The organism is Chelativorans salis (genome assembly GCF_025336525.1).
In the GTDB taxonomy this organism is placed as follows: Bacteria; Pseudomonadota; Alphaproteobacteria; order Rhizobiales; family Rhizobiaceae; genus Chelativorans; species Chelativorans salis.
Genome location: NZ_JAOCZP010000008.1, coordinates 1 through 16,228, shown reverse-complemented (window position 1 = coordinate 16,228; position 16,228 = coordinate 1). Strand labels below are relative to the sequence as shown.

Below are 16,228 nucleotides of genomic sequence, written 5' to 3'. Positions count from 1 at the left end.
AATAAGACAGTACTCCTGTCCTATTTCCTCACATGCCAGAAAACGGAGCGCCACACAAGACGAAAATGTAAAAAACCGCTCCGGGAGAGCAACAAAGTTGCGGCATTTACGTCCCTTCAGCAAGTTCGCAAACATCAACAGGCTGCCACGCCACCCGCGTTACATAATTCTTGAATCCACGCCGGCAACACGCAAGGGTGCGCCCCGCAGCTTAGAGGTTCACCCGATGACGATCAACTTCGCCTCCGACAACTGGGCCGGTGCCCACCCGGCCATCACGCAAGCGCTGGCCGAGCACTCGGGCGGCTTTGCCACGGCCTACGGCCTGAGCGACATCGACCGCAGGGTGGAAGAGCGTTTCTGCGAGATTTTCGAGCGCGAGGTGGCGGTCTTCTTCGTCGCCACCGGCACGGCCGCCAATTCGCTCTCCATGGCGCTTGCGAACCGGCCGGGCGGCGTCATCTTCTGCCACGCACATGCACACATGCTGGAGGACGAGGGCGGAGCGCCGGAATATCTGACCGGCGGCGCCAGGACGCACGGCGTCGACGGCGCTCTCGGCCGTGTGGGAACCGAAGCGCTGGAAAAGGCTATCCGGCAGTTCCCGGCGGAATTTGTCCATATGGGCCAGCCCATGGCTGTCTCCATCACCCAGGCGACGGAGATCGGCACGGTCTACTCGCTCGACCAGATCGCTGCCATCTCTGAGACCTGCCGCGCCCATGGCCTGCCGCTGCACATGGACGGCGCCCGCTTCGCCAACGCGCTCGCGGCCCTCGACACCACGCCGGCGGAGATGACCTGGAAACGCGGCGTCGACGTCGTCTCCTTCGGTGCCACCAAGAACGGCTGCTGGTGCGCCGAGGCAATCGTCGTGATGGACCCCGGACAAGCCCGCGACATGCCTTTCCTGCGCAAGCGCGCCGCCCACCTCTTCTCCAAATCGCGCTTCATCGCCGCCCAGTTCGACGCCTATTTCCGCGACGACCTGTGGCTGAAGAACGCCCGCCATGCCAACGCGATGGCCGCGCGGCTCGCCGGTCATGTGGAAAAGTCGGCCAGGCTTAGGCTCGCCTGGCGGCCGGACGCCAACGAAGTCTTCACCGTCATGGAAACCGCAACAGCCGAGGAGCTCAAGGCCGGCGGCGTCGCGTTCCACGATTGGCCGGCGCCATACGCAAGCTTGCTCGGCGAAGGCGAAATGCTCCTCCGGTTCGTGACCAGCTTCGCCACCACCGAGGAGGAGGTGGACCGGTTCGGTCAGATCGTGGCCTGAAGGCTGCGCACGCCGCGCTCACGCCGCTGTAACCAGGCCGTGACGATTGATCGCGCGACCTTGATTTCCAAGTGACTGCCTCCTTTGGGAGAACGGACCGGCCGGCGACCGACCGGTCGTTTTTCGAAACCCCAAGAGGAGAGAGAACATGTCCACGAAGACCTTCGTTGGCGCCGCCTATCTGGCGAGTGCCGTCACCGCCGCGCTGGCGACCGGCGCCGCAGCGGCTCCTCTGAGCGAAGCCGAAGTCAAGGCGGCGATGGATGCCGGCATGGAGAAGTGCTACGGCGTGGCACTCGCCGGCCAGAACGACTGTGCCGCGGGACCCGGCACCACCTGCCAGGGCACCTCGACGGTGGACTATCAGGGCAACGCCTGGAAATTCGTTGCCGGAGGCACCTGCGAGACGATGGAGCTTCCCGGCGACCGCATGGGCTCGCCCGAGGCGCTCGACCGCGACATCCCGTCCTGATCGAAAACTGCCGGAAAGGGAGGCACCCATGATCGGTATGCCTGTCGTCGACCGCGTCGAGGCGGCCCGCTTTCCGGCATTCCCCGTGCATGGGAGCGCCGGGGCGAGCCTGAAGCCCGAGCACCTCGTCGGGATCCATGCCGACCCTGCCCCCGTCGGCTTCTTCGAGGTCCACGCCGAAAACTATATGGGCGCCGGCGGCCCGCCCCATGCGGCACTTGCCGCCATCCGCGAGCGGTGGCCGGTCTCGCTTCACGGGGTGTGCATGTCCATCGGCGGCGCGCAACCGCTCGACAAGGGCCATCTGCAACGCTTCAAATCCCTGGTCGACCGCTACGAGCCGGCGCTGGTGTCGGAGCATTTGGCATGGTCGACCCACGAGACGACCTATTTCAACGACCTGCTGCCGCTGCCCTATACACAGGCGACGCTTGCCCGTGTGGCCGAGCATATCGAGGAGATGCAGGAGGCGATCGGCCGGCCGATCCTGCTTGAAAACCCTTCGACCTATGTCGTCTTCAAGGAATCGACGATGGGCGAGACCGAGTTCCTGAGCGCGCTTGTCCAGCGCACGGGCTGCGGCCTGCTGCTCGACGTCAACAACGTCTTCGTCTCGGCCACCAACCATGGCTATTCGGCGCTGGAGTACCTTGCTGACTTCCCGCTGGAACATGTTGGCGAAATCCACTTGGCCGGCCACGCCGAGCAGGAGGACGACGAAGGCGCGCTTCTGTTGATCGACAGCCACGACGGGCCGGTGGCGGACGCCGTGTGGAAGCTCTACGAGATCGTGATCGGCCGCCGTGGTCCCGTTCCCACGCTCGTTGAATGGGACAGCGACATTCCCGACTGGCCTGTATTGAAGGCGGAGGCCGCGGCGGCGCAGGAAATTCTCGACCGCTACGCGGCGTCCCGGGAACGCGGCGCGGCCAATGCCTGAGCGGGTGATATCGCTGGCGAAACGGGGACGTGGCCGCCTAGCTTATGCGGGCGCCTTCACGCCGCCGCTGCTCGACCCCGAGGTGGAGGAGCCTGGACTGATCGCCGGGCCGAACGGCAAGGCGGCGAAGAAGCGCTACAACGTCTACCGCAACAATGTGACGGTGAGCCTCGTCAAAGCGCTGGCGGACACATTTCCGGCGACACGGCGCATCGTTGGCGAAGACTTCTTCCGCGCCATGGCCAGGATCCACGTGCGGCAGACCCCGCCGACATCGCCGCTGCTGTTCGAATACGGGCGCGGTTTCGCAGATTTCATCGAAAATTTCGAGCACGCACGCACGCTTCCCTATCTCGCCGATGTCGCGCGCATCGAGCGTGCCTGGCTCGACGCCTATCACGCCGCCGACACAGGGCCGCTGAAACCGGATGCGCTGGCCGCGATCCCGCCGGAAAAGCTCTCGCAAGCGACTTTCACCGCCCATCCGGCGGCAAGGGTCGTGCGCTCCCGCTTCCCCGCCGTCACTATATTCGCGCTCAACCGCCAGGACGGACCCGTCGGCCGGCTGGAGACCGCCGACCCGGAGGATGGCCTGGTGACGCGCCCGGAGCTGGAAGTCATTGTGCGCCGCCTGCCGCCTGGGGGTGCGGCGTTCCTGGAAGGGCTGATGGCGGGCAAGCCGCTTGGCGAGGCGGTGGTCGCGGCACTGGAAGACGACGAGAGGTTCGTTCCGGCCGCCAACATCGCCGGCATGCTTGAAGCCGGCGCATTCACAGCGGTGGCGGTATCTGAAGGGTGAAGACGATGGCCGATATGCAAGATGCCGGTTACGCAGGCAGGCATGCGCTTTCGACGCTGGTCGAGCGGGTAAATGCGCTGGTGAGGACAATCGCGTTCCCGTCGCTTACCCAACTGGCGCTGCGGCTGGCGCTTGCCGTCCCCTTCTGGCGTTCAGGCATCAACAAATGGGACGGCTTCCTGGATCTCAACGAGGTGGCGGTGCTTCTCTTCGCCCAGGAATTCAAGCTGCAATTGCCCGGCGGCCCCTACGGCTTTCCCGCACCTGGCATCGTCGCTTTCCTCGTTGGCTCGGCGGAGATCCTGCTTCCACTGCTGCTCGTCGTCGGGCTGGCGACACGGCTTGCCGCCCTCGGCCTGCTGGCCATGACCATCGTCATACAGGTGACGGTGCCGAGCGGCTGGCCATTGCATCTTACATGGGCGGCGATGGCGCTCGCCATCATGGCATGGGGGCCGGGGAAGGCTTCGGCCGATCACCTCCTTGCGCGGTTCGCCCGATAGAAAAGCGGCGCCCGCAAGGCGCCGCTCTGCCGTTTCGATGAGTCTGAAGGCCTTACGCGGCCTTGGATTCGATCTGCTTCGACTTCTCCTTCGAGGAGGTGATCGCGATCTTGCGCGGCTTCATCTCCTCGGGGATGTTGCGGACGAGATCGATGTGCAAGAGGCCATCCTTCAGCGTTGCGCCCTGCACCTCGACATGATCGGCGAGCTGGAAGCGCCGCTCGAAAGTGCGCGCGGCGATACCGCGGTAAAGCACCTCGGCACCCTCGTCTTTCTGCTCATCGCTCTTCTCGCCCTTGATCGTCAGCACGTTGCGGTGCGCCTCGACCGAGATCTCGTCTTCGGAGAAGCCGGCGACTGCCATCGAGATACGGTAAGCGTTCTCGCCCGTGCGCTCGATGTTGTAGGGCGGGTAGGTCTGCTGACCGCCATCAAGCTGGCCAAGCGAATCCAGCATGGTGAAAAGCCGGTCGAAGCCGACCGTCGAACGGTAAAGCGGGGAAAAATCGACATGACGCATGGTCTGTCCTCCTGTTGAGCAACAAGTTTGCGTTTGGCCACTGCCGGAAACCCGTCTCGGCGTTCCCTTTTCCTGGCCAGCGGCCCCATTCACGGCGGCCGCGTGCCAGATTTGGGTATTTTTCGCGCGCCGTTCAAGATCGAGAAGGGCGGGGCACGACAACCGCGATAACCGAAAGATGAACACAGCCTGAACGAACCCTTCGCCTTACGTTCACACACGCGGCTTTACCCTTTCACCCATCGTACTTTCCGGGGCACATGCAACCGTCCCTTCCATGTGTTCCGGAATGCCGGGGATGGTCCTCGCACCATCCCCGGTCTGCGATAGACAACGCCCTCCGCTCATGAAATCCTTTGCTTTTGACGGGCCTCCTCACTATCACGGTCGAGGTGCCCCCGCTCGAAAGCGGCGAACCCGATCCATGTCCGACCTGCTGCGCGAAATTCCCGAAAATCCCCTGCCGAAGAGCGCCGTGGCGGGCATGATGACGGGGGACGACGGGGTGCGCATCCGCTATGCCCACTTCCCCTGTCGCGCCGAGAACGGCACCGTCGTGCTACTGCAAGGACGCAACGAGAGCATCGAGAAGTATTTCGAGACAGTTGGGGATCTCGCCAAGCGCGGCTTTGCCGCCGCCACGCTGGACTGGCGCGGCCAGGGCGGCTCGGACCGGCTGCTGCCCAACGCGGGGTGCGGGCATATCGAGACCTTTGACGACTATGTCGCCGATCTCGATCGGTTCTTCACGGAAATCGTATTACCGGACTGCCGCCCGCCTTATACCGTGCTTGCCCACTCCACCGGCGCGCTCATCGCGCTTCTCGCGAGCCCGCACCTTGCCAGCCGCGTCAGCCGCATGGTGCTCCTCGCGCCCCTCTTCACCTTTATCGCACCTCTGCCGCTATCCCTGGTGAGGGCGTTTACGAGCACCTATTTCGCCTGCGGCCTTGGAAGCCGTCCTGTCCCCGGCGCAGGCCGGCGCGGCGCAGAAATACCATTTGCAGCGAACCGGCTAACCAGCGATTCCACCCGCTATACACGCAACGAGGCGCTGTTGAGCGCTCATCCCGAACTCGCCGTCGCCAACCTCTCCACAGCATGGCTGCGCGCCGCCTTCACCGCCGCGGAGCGCGTGCGCGAGCGGGAGTTCATGGCCGGGATACGTCTGCCCATCCTGTTTCTCGCCGCCAGCGCCGATCGGGTTGTCTCAACCCCTGCCATCGAACGCTATGCAAAGGGTTTGCGCTCGGCGCATGTGCTGACCATCGACGGCGCGCGCCATGAACTTCTCCAGGAAGCAGACCTCTACCGGGAACAGGTTCTCGCTGCCTTCGAAGCTTTCGCGCGACCCAGCCGTGGCGGCGGTATCCAGGCGCCCCAACCGACGGCGGATGCTGGCTGAAACATCAGGAACGCAAAAGCGCCAGCGCCCTTTCATGCAGCTCCGGAGTGGCGGCGGCGACGATGTCCCCACCGGCCTCCGCACGGGCGCCGTCCCACGTGGTGATGATACCGCCGGCCTGCTCGATGATGGGAATGAGTGCCACGATGTCGTATGGATTGAGGTCGCACTCGATCACCAGGTCGACATGGCCGGCCGCCACCATGGCATAGGCATAGCAGTCGGTGCCGTAGCGCGGCAGACGTACGGCCATTTCCACCCGGTCGTAGAGCGCGCGGCGCGGCGCGTCGAAGAGCGCCGGTGTGGTGGTGCAAAGGGTCGCGTCGGCAAGATGCGTGGTGCCGCGCGTGGCGAGCCGCCGCCCCCCTCCCGGTCCCTCGTAATGCGCGCCTTCGCCATCGGCATAATAGAGCTCCCCCGTAAAGGGCTGTGACATCATGCCGGCAACCGCCTTGCCGTCGACGGTGAGCCCCACCAGCGTGCCCCACAGCGGCAGGCCCGAGATGAAGGCGCGTGTGCCGTCGATCGGGTCGATCACCCAGATGTGGCTGTTGCCGGCCCCTTCCGTGCCGAATTCCTCACCGATGATCCCCTGGTCGGGGAAATGCTCGCGGATGAGCGCTCGGATGGCCATCTCGGCGGCACGATCAGCCTCCGTCACAGGGTCGAAGCCGGCGGCATGTTTGTTGCCGACATCGCCGCCCTTGCGGAATCGCGGCAGTGTCTCGGCGGCTGCGGCAGCGGCGAGACGACGCATGAATTCGGGTGTGGGGTGGGTCTCAAGCATTGGATTCCCCCGCTGCGGCACGATTATCCAGCTCTTTTTTGCGCGATTTCGGACTTAGGGCTTGACAATTGTGCAGCGCAACATAAAATTTGATTCGGATAGTTGATTCTATCTATGCCCTCCTTGGGCGGTTCCTCCCTAGACTTATGGCCGTGTCGTGTAAACGATACGGTCTCTTTTTTTACCCCGCCGCCTTGCTGGCAGAGCGGCCGCGACCTGTCATTCCGCAGCCATGGGCACGGTAAGGAAAAACTGGTCGGGGATCATCGTCAGCGTTCGTATGAATTCGGCCAGGTCGTCGGCAAGCGTGCCAAAGCCCTCCACGCGCTGCAGCGTGCGCTCATTCATGTAAAGCCCGCGGTTAATCTCGATCTGCAGGGCGTGGACTTGCTCGGCCGGCCTGCCGTAATGCTCGGTTATGAAGCCGCCGGCATAGGGTTTGTTGTGCGCCACGGCGTAGCCCCTGGCGGCGAGCAGCGAAATCGCGTGCTCGGTCAGTCCTGGCGCGGCGGAAGAGCCAAAACGGTCTCCGATGATGAAATCGGGCCGCAGCGACCCATCGCCTACGCGGATGTTGGCCGGCATCGAGTGGCAGTCGATCAGGATCGCATATCCGAAAGTATCCCGCGTCCGCTGCAGAAGCTCCGCGAGGCAGGCGTGGTAAGGGCGGTAAATGTGCTCGATGCGCGACAGCGCCTCCTCGAGCGGCAGGCGCGAACCATAGATATCGAGCCCCTCGCCCACCAGCTTCGGAATGGTGCCGAGCCCGCCGGCCACCCGCGGCGAGCGGATATTGGCGAAGGAAGGCACCGGCTCGCGGAACATGCGCGGGTCGAGTTCCCACGGCTCGCGGTTCACGTCGAGATAGGCGCGCGGGAAATTGGCGCTGAGAAGCGGCGCGCCGAGAGAAGCGGCGGTGGAGAACAGTTCATCGACATAACAATCCTCAGAGCGCCGGATGGTGGCGGCGTCGAGCCGGCTCATCGCCAGAAAGCGGGATGGATAGTGACGTCCGCTATGCGGGGAGTTGAAAACGAATGGGATGCGCTGCTCGCCCGCCGTCTGCACCTGGAAGGCTGGAATGTCGGAAAAGTCCGCCTGTGCGCTCATCTAGGTGTTGAACCCTTTGAAACCTTGCCCTTGCTCCCCTGGAAGCCTGCCACCCGGACAGCCCCCTGTCCAGAGTGCCCGCTTGCCGCAGCGCTCTTCCGCTGCCACCATTCACTTGATATTTACCATGCCAGAATCATATAGCGTGATATATGGCGGTTGCCGGCCTAAGGGCGCTCGGGGTCTGTTTCGGAAGTAACTAATGGCACGAATCCTTCTCGCGGAAGACGACGACGACATGCGGCGTTTCCTCGTCAAGGCGCTGGAACGCGCCGGCTATGAGGTAATCGATTTCGACAATGGCGCCGGCGCATACGAACGGCTGCGCGAGGAGCCCTTCTCGCTGCTCCTGACCGACATTGTCATGCCGGAGATGGACGGTATCGAGCTTGCCCGCCGCGCCACCGAGATCGACCCAGACCTGAAGGTCATGTTCATCACCGGCTTCGCGGCAGTGGCGCTCAATCCTGATTCCAACGCCCCGCGCGACGCCAAGGTTCTTTCGAAACCTTTCCACCTGCGCGACCTCGTCAACGAGGTGGAGAAACTGTTGCAGGCGGCCTGAAACCTTCCTATTGACGCCGCCCGCGAATATGTGGTGTATGCGCGCGTCGGATGGGCGTGTAGCTCAGCGGGAGAGCACTTCGTTGACATCGAAGGGGTCACAGGTTCAATCCCTGTCACGCCCACCATCCTTCGAGCTTTGAGCAGCAATCCGTCCGAAGATCGTTGGACGAAGAAGTGTCCTGTGACCTCAGCGCAGGAGAACATATTTCCTTCTTCAGGTTCGGCAACAATCCTTCCAGATCAAACAGCTACGCGCCTATCCTCAACTTATACAAGAACTTGAGAAGCTATTGCACGCAGCGGTTTCATCAGAGGATCGAGGTGCGCCGAAGGGCGTGGGCAGGCAAGACCCGCCACGATATGATATGAGGGAAGCATGGATGGACTTTTGAACGAAGGGGCGGCGCAGTTGGAAGCGCTGACGGAGGTGACGCCGGATTTTCTGGCCGCCTTCCTCATCCTGTCCGTGGCGCTGGCCGCCGCCCTCGTGCTGCACTGGCTTCTCCACCGGTTTCTCATCCGCTTCGTCGCGCCGCGTGATCTTTTCTGGCGCTCGCTGGTGGCGCGCACCACCAACGCCTTGCGACTCGCCTTTGCCGTTGGCGGGCTGGCGCTGGCCGCGCCGCTGGCGCCCTTGCCGGAAACCGTCGCCCGTATTCTGCATCATGTGCTGCTGATCGGCTTCATCGCCATCGTCATGCGGCTGGCGCAGCTGGCCATGCACATCTTCACCACGCTGCATCTGAGGCGCTTCAAGCTCGATGCGGAGGACGAGCTCCTGGCGCGCAAGCACGTCACCCAGATGCGCATCCTGCAGCGCATCGCCGGAATGCTGATCCTGATCCTCGGCATCGGCGCCATGCTGATGACCTTCGACACCGTGCGCCAATACGGCATCAGCCTGCTCGCCTCCGCGGGCGCGGCCGGCATCGTCGTGGGTCTGGCGCTGCAGCCGATGCTGAAGAACCTCTTCGCCGGCATCCAGCTCGCCGTCACCCAGCCGATCCGCATCGACGACGCTTTGGTTGTCGAGGGCGAGTACGGCAATGTGGAGGAGATCACCTCGACCTACGTCGTCGTGCGCGCGTGGGACCGCCGGCGCCTCATCATCCCGCTCAATTACTTCATAGAGCGCCCGTTCCAGAACTGGACGCGGGACGAGACGGCACTTATCGGTGTTGTATTTTTCTATGTCGACTTCTCTGTCCCTGTCGCCGTACTGCGCAAGAAGGCCGAGGAGATCGTGCGAGCATCGCCCTTGTGGGACGGCGAGACATTTGCCGTCCAGGTCACTGACCTGCGCGAGACGACGATGGAGGTCCGCGTCTTGGCGAGCGGCGCCGATTCCGGCGATGTCTTCTCGCTGAAGTGCGACATTCGCGAACAGCTTATCGCATTCCTGGCCACGAACTATCCGCAATCGCTGCCGCGCTTCCGTGCCGAGACGGACGCCAGCGAAGCACCGGTCAGGCAGCCCGCATTCCACTATGAGGCAAACCCCGAGGGAGGCCGACAATGAACACCGCGAACCTGCAGATGGAAGGCATGCTGATGGCCGTCTCGGCCCTTTGCTCGCTGATGCGCGAGAAGGGCCTGGCCGAGGCGGAAGAGATCGACGCCGCCCTTGCCGAAGCTGAAACGGCGCTGGCCGCCGACCGGCTGCGCCCGGATCAGCTCTCGCCGTCCAATGTAGAGGCGGTCCTGTTTCCCTTGCGCTTTCTGCGCGAGGCCAACAGGCGCAGGATTCCCGGCAGCACCGCCGCCTATACCGAGATCGCCACCAATGTCGGTCGCACGCGGCGGGGGACACCGGCCTGAGGCCTGGAGCTTCGGCTGATCCTTACAGTAATTTAATGGTATAAAGGATGAACCGCGCCCGCTCTTGCCGTACAAGGGCGGTAGAAGCCGGGGATATGCGGTCGCGCGCACTGCGCTGACCAAGACCCCTTGTGCGCGTACCTATTCCGGAGAGACGGATGACATGGTGGAAACAGGCCCTTTTGTGTCTCCTGCTTCTGGGGGCCGCCGCCGTCGTCTGGTATCGTTTCTTTCCAGGCGCGGCGGAGGTGGCGGCCGAATGGGGTATCGGCGAGGCGCCTGCCGCAACAGCTCCCGCCGATGAGGCGCCGCGCGGCGGTCCCGGCCGGCGTGGAGGCGGCATGCAGAGCCCGGTGGTCGCAACGCCGGTAACCACCGCCACCATCAACGACCGGCTCACCGCAATCGGTACCGGCAACGCGCTGCGCACGGTCGCCGTGCGGCCGTTCACGTCCGGACGTCTCACCGAGGTTTCCGTGGAGCCAGGCGCGGAGGTCGAGGCCGGCGAGATCATCGCGCGCCTGGATTCGGAAACCGAGAGCATCGCCGTAGACCGTGCGGAGTTGGCGCTCGATGACGCGCGTGCACGGCTCGAGCGCATCAGCGCCCTGCGTTCCTCCAACACCGTCACCGCCGTCCAGCAGACCGAGGTGCAACTGGAAGTGCGCAATGCCGAACTTGCCCTGCGCGAAGCACGCCTGGCGCTGGAACGTCGCGAGATCGTGGCGCCAATAGGTGGCTTCGTCGGCATCCTGCCGGTTGCGCAGGGGGATTATGTGACATCCTCGGATGACATTGCCACCATCGACGACCGCTCGCAGATCCTCGTCGATTTCTGGGTGCCGGAGCGCTATGCCGGCGCACTGGCGGTCGGCATGCCGCTCACCGCCCGATCCATCGCCCGCCCCGACGAGAGCTACACCGGCACCGTCCGCGCCATCGACAACAAGATCGACCAGGAAAGCCGGACGCTGCGCGTCCAGGGCCGCATCGACAATCCAGCCGACACGCTGCGCTCTGGCATGGCCTTTCGCGTGAGCATGGCGTTCGCCGGCGAAACCTACCCGGCGGTGGATCCGCTTGCCGTTCAGTGGGGCACCGAGGGGGCATATGTCTGGGTGGTGCGCGACGGCGTGGCGCGGCGCACCCCTGTGCGCATCATCCAGCGCAACTCCGACAGCGTGCTCGTCGACGGCGCGTTCGCCGAGGGCGACCAGGCGGTCGTCGAGGGCGTGCACGCGGTGCGCGAGGGCCAGGGCGTGTCAATCGCCGGCAACGAAAGCCAGCCGCGCGGCTCGTGAGGGGACAGGGAACGGCGCCATGAGCGAGGGAAAGATAGAGCAGGCCGGCGGCGGCATTACCGCGCTCTTCGTGCGCCGCCCCGTTTTCGCCTTCGTCGTCAATACGTTGATCGCGGTTGCCGGCCTTGCCGCGCTCTACGGCGTCGAGGTGCGCGAACTGCCGGATGTCGACCGCCCGGTGATCTCCGTCACGACGCGTTTTGACGGCGCTGCGGCTGAGACCATCGACCGCGAGATAACCGCCGTCCTCGAGAACGCGGTGACGCGTATCGCCGGCGTTTCGACCATCTCTTCCTCTTCCTCCTTCGGCCGGAGCCGGGTGACCATCGAGTTCCGCGAGAGCGTCGACATCAATGCCGCCGCTTCGGACGTGCGCGATGCGGTGGGCCGCGTCCAGAACCAGCTGCCCGATGACGCCGACGCACCGACCATCGTCAAGGCCGACGACGACGCACAGGCGGTCATGCGGTTGGCCGTCACCTCCGACGAAATGTCGGTCGAGGACATGACAGTCTTCGTAGAGGACGAGATCGTCGACAAGCTCGCCACCGTGACCGGCGTCGCCGACGTGCAGGTCTACGGCGACCGCGACAAGATCTTCCGCGTCGACATCGACCAGGCGCGGCTTGCCAGCCTCGGCATGACCATCGGCGACATCGGCAACGCGCTGTCGACGGTGGCTTTCGACAGCCCCGCCGGCTCGCTGACCAGCGGCACCCAGGACCTGATCGTGCGGGCGACGGCGTCCATCACCACGCCGGAGGATCTGGAGGCCATCCAGCTTTCGCGCAACGTGCACCTAGGCGACGTCGCTGTCGTTACCCTCGGTCCCGATCTGGGCGAGAGCCGGCTGCGCTCCAACGGCAGGGCGGGCATCGGGTTGGGGATCGTGCGCCAAGCCCAGTCGAATACGCTCGACATCTCCGCCGGTGTCCGCGAGGCCGTCGAGGAGATCAGGCCGATCCTGCCGGAGGGCATGGAGATTGCCGTCACCAGCGACGACGCCATATTCATCAACGGGGCCATCCACGAGGTGGAGATCGCGCTCGGCATCGCCGTGACGGTGGTGCTCCTGGTGATCTACCTGTTCCTGCGCGACGTGCGTGCCACCATTATCCCCGGCGTCGCCATCCCCGTGGCCTTGATCGGCACGGTGGCAGCCATCTACCTGACGGGCTTCTCCATCAACATCCTCACCCTGCTTGCGCTCGTGCTTGCAACCGGCCTTGTCGTCGACGACGCCATCGTCGTCCTTGAAAACATCGTGCGCCGGCGTAACCAGGGCATGGGCCCCCGCGCGGCCGCCGTGCTCGGCACGCAGGAGGTGTTCTTCGCCGTCGTTGCTACCACGGCCGTGCTGGTGGCGGTCTTCGTGCCGCTCTCCTTCCTGCCCGGCCAGGCCGGCGGCCTGTTCCGCGAGTTCGGCTTCGTGCTGGCTATTGCCGTCTTCCTGTCGTCCATCGTCGCGCTGTCGCTGTGCCCGATGCTCGCCTCGCGCATGCTTGCCTCGGGCGAGCGCAGCTCCGGGCACGAAACGGCGCCCCCAAGCCCCATGGCGCGCTTCGGCGAGGGTCTCTCCCGGCTTTACGCGAAAACCTTGCACTTCTGCCTCGACGCGCCGGCCGTGATCCTGCTCGTCTCCGTACTGTTTGCGGCGGCCGCCTATGGGATGTTCGGCACCGTCAAGTCCGAACTCACGCCGAGCGAAGACCGCTCGGTGGCCTTCATGCGTGTTTCCGCACCGCAGGGCGTGAGCCTTGACTATCTGACCGGGAACATGCGCCAGATCGAAACGCTGATCGAGCCACTGCGCGAGCGCGGCGAAATCCGCAGCACCTTCTCCATCGTCGGCATGGGCGGCTCCAACCGCGGCTTCCTGGTGCTCGGCCTGGCGCCCTGGGAAGAACGCGAACGCAGCCAGCAGGAAATCCTCGACGAGGTTAACGCGCTGGCAGCTCGCGTACCTGGCGTGCGCGCCTTCGCCTTCCAGCCCAATAGCCTGGGTATTCGCGGCTCCGGCAGCGGGCTGCAATTTGCCGTGGCGGGCTACAATTACGAGCGCCTGACCGAGGCCGCCATGGCCATCGTCGCGGATATGGAAGAGGATCCGCGGTTCGACAGACCGCGTCTGTCGCAGGATGCCACTCAGCCGCAGTTAAAGGTGGAGATCGACCGCCAGCGCGCCTCCGACCTCGGCATCGAGATCGCAGGACTGGGCGAGGCCATCCAGGCCCTGCTCGACGGCCGCAAGATCGGCTCCCTCTTCATCGATGATAAGAGCTTCGACGTGAAGCTCTTGTCGACCACCGACCCGATCAACGATCCGACGGACCTGGAGAATATTTTCGTCAGGACGGGCGACGGGCGCTTCGTTCCCGTCTCAACCATCACCTCGTTGCGCGAGGAGGCCGTTCCGCCCTCGCTCGTGCGAGAGGAGCAGATGCGGGTCGTGCAGGTGACATCCGGGCTCGCCGATAACTTCCCGCTCGGCACCGCCCTGGAAACCGCAAAGGAGATCGCCGAGCCGCACCTGCCGCCGGGAGCCCGCATCATCCCGCTGGCCGAGGCCGCGACACTGGGCGAGACGGCCAACAGCATGCTGACCATCTTCGGCTTCGCCGTAGTCATCATCCTGCTTGTCCTGGCAGCCCAGTTCGAGAGCTTCGTCAGCGCCATTATCATCATGGCCACAGTGCCGCTGGGGCTCGCCTGCGCGGTCTTCGCGCTGCTCCTTACCGGCACGAGCCTCAACGTCTACAGCCAGATCGGTCTCGTGCTCCTGGTCGGCATCATGGCCAAGAACGGCATCCTCATCGTCGAGTTCGCCAACCAGCTGCGCGACCGCGGGCTGAACGTGCGTGAGGCGATCGAGCAGGCTTCCCTCATCCGCCTGCGGCCGGTGGCCATGACCATGATATGTACCGTGGTCGGCGGCCTGCCGCTGGTGCTGGCGACCGGGGCGGGCGCCGAGGCGCGCGTCGCGCTCGGCTGGGTGATCGTCGGCGGGCTGGGACTCTCAGCACTCTCCACGCTCTACCTCACGCCGGTGGCCTATCTGCTTCTTGGCCGGTTCATCACGCCCAAGGTGGAGGAGGAAGCCCGCCTCGAGCGCGAGCTCAACCACGCCGCGTCCGCCTCTGCCTCCAAACCTCGGTAGCAACGGGGCTTTACAAAACGGACCGGATGAACAGACTGTCGCCGGCTTTGTGCTGCGGCAAGGAAAAGGTGGGATGACGATCTTCGAAGAGCTCTTTTCGCTCGCCGGCAAAACAGCATTGGTCACGGGAGGAGCCTCCGGCATCGGCCGCATGGCGGCGAGCGCGATGGTGCGCGCCGGTGCTCATGTCATGATCGCCTCGCGCCGCGGTGACCAGTGCGCCGCCGTGGCCAAGGAACTGAATGCGCTGGACGCCGCCGGCTCGGCGGAAGGCTTTGCCGGCGATGTGGGCTCCGAAGAGGGCGTAACGCAACTCGCCGCCGCAGTAAGCGAGCGCACGGACAAGCTCCACATTCTGTTCAACAATGCCGGCGCGAGCTGGGGCGAGCGATTGGAAAGCTTCCCCTACCATGCTTGGGCGCGGGTACTGAACATCAACGTCACCGGCCTTTTCCATCTCACGCGCGAGCTGCTGCCGCTTCTTGAGAAGGCGGCGGGCGAGGAAGATCCTGCCCGCGTCGTCAATCTCGGTTCCGTCATGGGTAGCCAACCAATCGCCGACGGCGCCTATTCCTACACCGCTTCCAAGGCAGCCGTGCATCACTTGACGCGCACGCTGGCAAACGAGTTCGCGGCAAAACGCGTCACTGTCAACGCACTGGCCCCCGGCCCCTTCCAGAGCCGCATGACGGCGTTTGCCACCGGCACCGAAGAAAAGGCGGCCAAGGTAGGTGCGCGCGTTCCTCTGGGAAGGATTGGCGCGCCGGATGACATTGCCGGCGCGACGCTGTATCTGTGCGGGCGGGCTGGCAGCTACGTCACGGGTGCCATCTTGCCCATCGACGGCGGCCAATCGGCCCAGCACGGCATGAAGCTGTTCAGGGACTGAGGCCGTCCACGGAGAAAACGGGGGTTGCGGCTGTTGCGTAGGGACACCATCACAATCGACGAAGCCGAAGCGCTTGTGGGCGAGGAAGTGGGCGTCTCCAACTGGCGCACCGTCTCGCAGGAGATGATCAACCAGTTTGCGGCGGCGACCGACGATCACCAGTTCATCCACACCGACCCGGAGCGCGCCGCCCGCGAAACGCCCTATGGCGGCACTATCGCCCATGGGTTCCTGTCGCTGTCGCTGCTTTCGACCATGATTTTCGAGGCCGTGCCGCAGCTCGAAGGAACAAGCGCGGGCGTAAATTTCGGATTCGACCGCGTCCGTTTTCTCAATCCCGTCAAATCCGGCGCACGCATCCGCGCCCGCTTCCTACTGGCGCAACTGAAGGTGCGTCCGTCGGGTATCGTCGAGTGCCATTACGATGTGACGGTCGAAATCGAGAACAGCCTCAAGCCGGCGCTGACAGCACGCTGGCTGACGCTCGCCATGCCGGACCGGGCAGGTGAGACCGCCGCGTGAGCGCTGTGTCCTCTCTCTGCTGCCGCCACTCCGCAAAAGGACGCCGACGCTGGCTTGACGGCAGTATCGCAAACCGTGAAAAAGCAGCAAGGTTCGTGCCTAAACCACTATCCATCATATTCTCGCCGCGCGAGGGAGACAAAGCGGCAAGGATAGCTATTG

The 16,228-nt window shown here is 64.4% G+C and carries 16 protein-coding genes and 1 tRNA gene; 14 read left to right on the top strand and 3 right to left on the bottom strand.

Going from position 1 to position 16,228, the window contains the following annotated elements; all coding sequences use genetic code 11:
- Nucleotides 1–232: 232 nt before the first annotated feature.
- The 5 genes from N5A92_RS21055 to N5A92_RS21035 all read left to right on the top strand — a co-directional run bounded on the left by N5A92_RS21055 (nt 233) and on the right by N5A92_RS21035 (nt 3,990).
- Entirely contained in the window at nt 233–1,276 is a 1,044-nt protein-coding gene (locus N5A92_RS21055; RefSeq protein WP_260906331.1) for a threonine aldolase family protein, read from the top strand.
- 148 nt (nt 1,277–1,424) lie between these two features.
- Nucleotides 1,425–1,748, top strand: a complete 324-nt coding sequence (locus N5A92_RS21050; RefSeq protein WP_260906072.1) for a BufA1 family periplasmic bufferin-type metallophore — start codon at nt 1,425–1,427, stop codon at nt 1,746–1,748.
- A gap of 28 nt (nt 1,749–1,776) precedes the next feature.
- Nucleotides 1,777–2,688, top strand: coding sequence for an MNIO family bufferin maturase (bufB, locus tag N5A92_RS21045; protein ID WP_260906071.1), 912 nt, complete (start codon nt 1,777–1,779; stop codon nt 2,686–2,688).
- Nucleotides 2,681–3,487: an HvfC/BufC N-terminal domain-containing protein gene (locus N5A92_RS21040; RefSeq protein WP_260906070.1), complete on the top strand. Its 807-nt coding sequence runs from the start codon at nt 2,681–2,683 to the stop codon at nt 3,485–3,487. The genes bufB and N5A92_RS21040 overlap by 8 nt, the downstream gene beginning before the upstream one ends.
- 5 nt (nt 3,488–3,492) lie before the next feature.
- The gene (locus tag N5A92_RS21035) at nt 3,493–3,990 is read left to right on the top strand and encodes a DoxX family protein (RefSeq protein ID WP_260906069.1); all 498 of its coding nucleotides are present in this window, start codon (nt 3,493–3,495) and stop codon (nt 3,988–3,990) included.
- Between the two features lie 52 nt (nt 3,991–4,042).
- Here N5A92_RS21035 and N5A92_RS21030 read toward each other — a convergent pair whose 3' ends face one another.
- A complete protein-coding gene (locus tag N5A92_RS21030) occupies nt 4,043–4,510 on the bottom strand; it encodes an Hsp20 family protein (protein WP_260906068.1) in 468 nt (155 codons plus the stop codon).
- Nucleotides 4,511–4,934: 424 nt separating this feature from the next.
- Between N5A92_RS21030 and N5A92_RS21025 the strand changes: the two genes are divergently transcribed.
- The gene (locus tag N5A92_RS21025; protein WP_260906067.1) at nt 4,935–5,915 is read left to right on the top strand and encodes an alpha/beta fold hydrolase; all 981 of its coding nucleotides are present in this window, start codon (nt 4,935–4,937) and stop codon (nt 5,913–5,915) included.
- Nucleotides 5,916–5,919: 4 nt separating this feature from the next.
- On the opposite strand, the gene hisN is transcribed toward N5A92_RS21025, so the two are convergent.
- Nucleotides 5,920–6,702, bottom strand: coding sequence for a histidinol-phosphatase (hisN, locus tag N5A92_RS21020; protein WP_260906066.1), 783 nt, complete (start codon nt 6,700–6,702; stop codon nt 5,920–5,922).
- Between the two features lie 219 nt (nt 6,703–6,921).
- The gene (locus N5A92_RS21015) at nt 6,922–7,812 is read right to left on the bottom strand and encodes an N-formylglutamate amidohydrolase (protein WP_260906063.1); all 891 of its coding nucleotides are present in this window, start codon (nt 7,810–7,812) and stop codon (nt 6,922–6,924) included.
- A 202-nt stretch (nt 7,813–8,014) separates the two neighbouring features.
- On the opposite strand from N5A92_RS21015, the gene cpdR reads away from it, so the two are divergent.
- The 8 genes from cpdR (at nt 8,015) to N5A92_RS20975 (ending at nt 16,066) form a co-directional block, all read left to right on the top strand.
- Nucleotides 8,015–8,377 carry a cell cycle two-component system response regulator CpdR gene (gene cpdR / locus N5A92_RS21010; RefSeq protein WP_159588443.1) on the top strand — a complete coding sequence of 121 codons (363 nt, stop codon included), beginning with the start codon at nt 8,015–8,017 and terminating at the stop codon, nt 8,375–8,377.
- A gap of 52 nt (nt 8,378–8,429) precedes the next feature.
- Nucleotides 8,430–8,504, top strand: a tRNA-Val gene (locus N5A92_RS21005).
- A 251-nt stretch (nt 8,505–8,755) separates the two neighbouring features.
- Nucleotides 8,756–9,898: a mechanosensitive ion channel family protein gene (locus tag N5A92_RS21000; protein ID WP_260906061.1), complete on the top strand. Its 1,143-nt coding sequence runs from the start codon at nt 8,756–8,758 to the stop codon at nt 9,896–9,898.
- Complete coding sequence (locus N5A92_RS20995; RefSeq protein WP_260906060.1) at nt 9,895–10,197, top strand: hypothetical protein; 303 nt, start codon at nt 9,895–9,897, stop codon at nt 10,195–10,197. The genes N5A92_RS21000 and N5A92_RS20995 overlap by 4 nt, the downstream gene beginning before the upstream one ends.
- Before the next feature lie 158 nt (nt 10,198–10,355).
- Nucleotides 10,356–11,498, top strand: coding sequence for an efflux RND transporter periplasmic adaptor subunit (locus N5A92_RS20990; protein ID WP_260906059.1), 1,143 nt, complete (start codon nt 10,356–10,358; stop codon nt 11,496–11,498).
- 19 nt (nt 11,499–11,517) lie between these two features.
- A complete protein-coding gene (locus N5A92_RS20985; protein ID WP_260906058.1) occupies nt 11,518–14,655 on the top strand; it encodes an efflux RND transporter permease subunit in 3,138 nt (1,045 codons plus the stop codon).
- Between the two features lie 73 nt (nt 14,656–14,728).
- Nucleotides 14,729–15,544 (top strand): SDR family oxidoreductase, encoded by an 816-nt coding sequence (locus tag N5A92_RS20980; protein WP_260906057.1) that lies wholly within the window; start codon nt 14,729–14,731, stop codon nt 15,542–15,544.
- 33 nt (nt 15,545–15,577) lie between these two features.
- The gene (locus N5A92_RS20975) at nt 15,578–16,066 is read left to right on the top strand and encodes a MaoC family dehydratase (RefSeq protein ID WP_260906056.1); all 489 of its coding nucleotides are present in this window, start codon (nt 15,578–15,580) and stop codon (nt 16,064–16,066) included.
- Nucleotides 16,067–16,228: the final 162 nt, after the last annotated feature.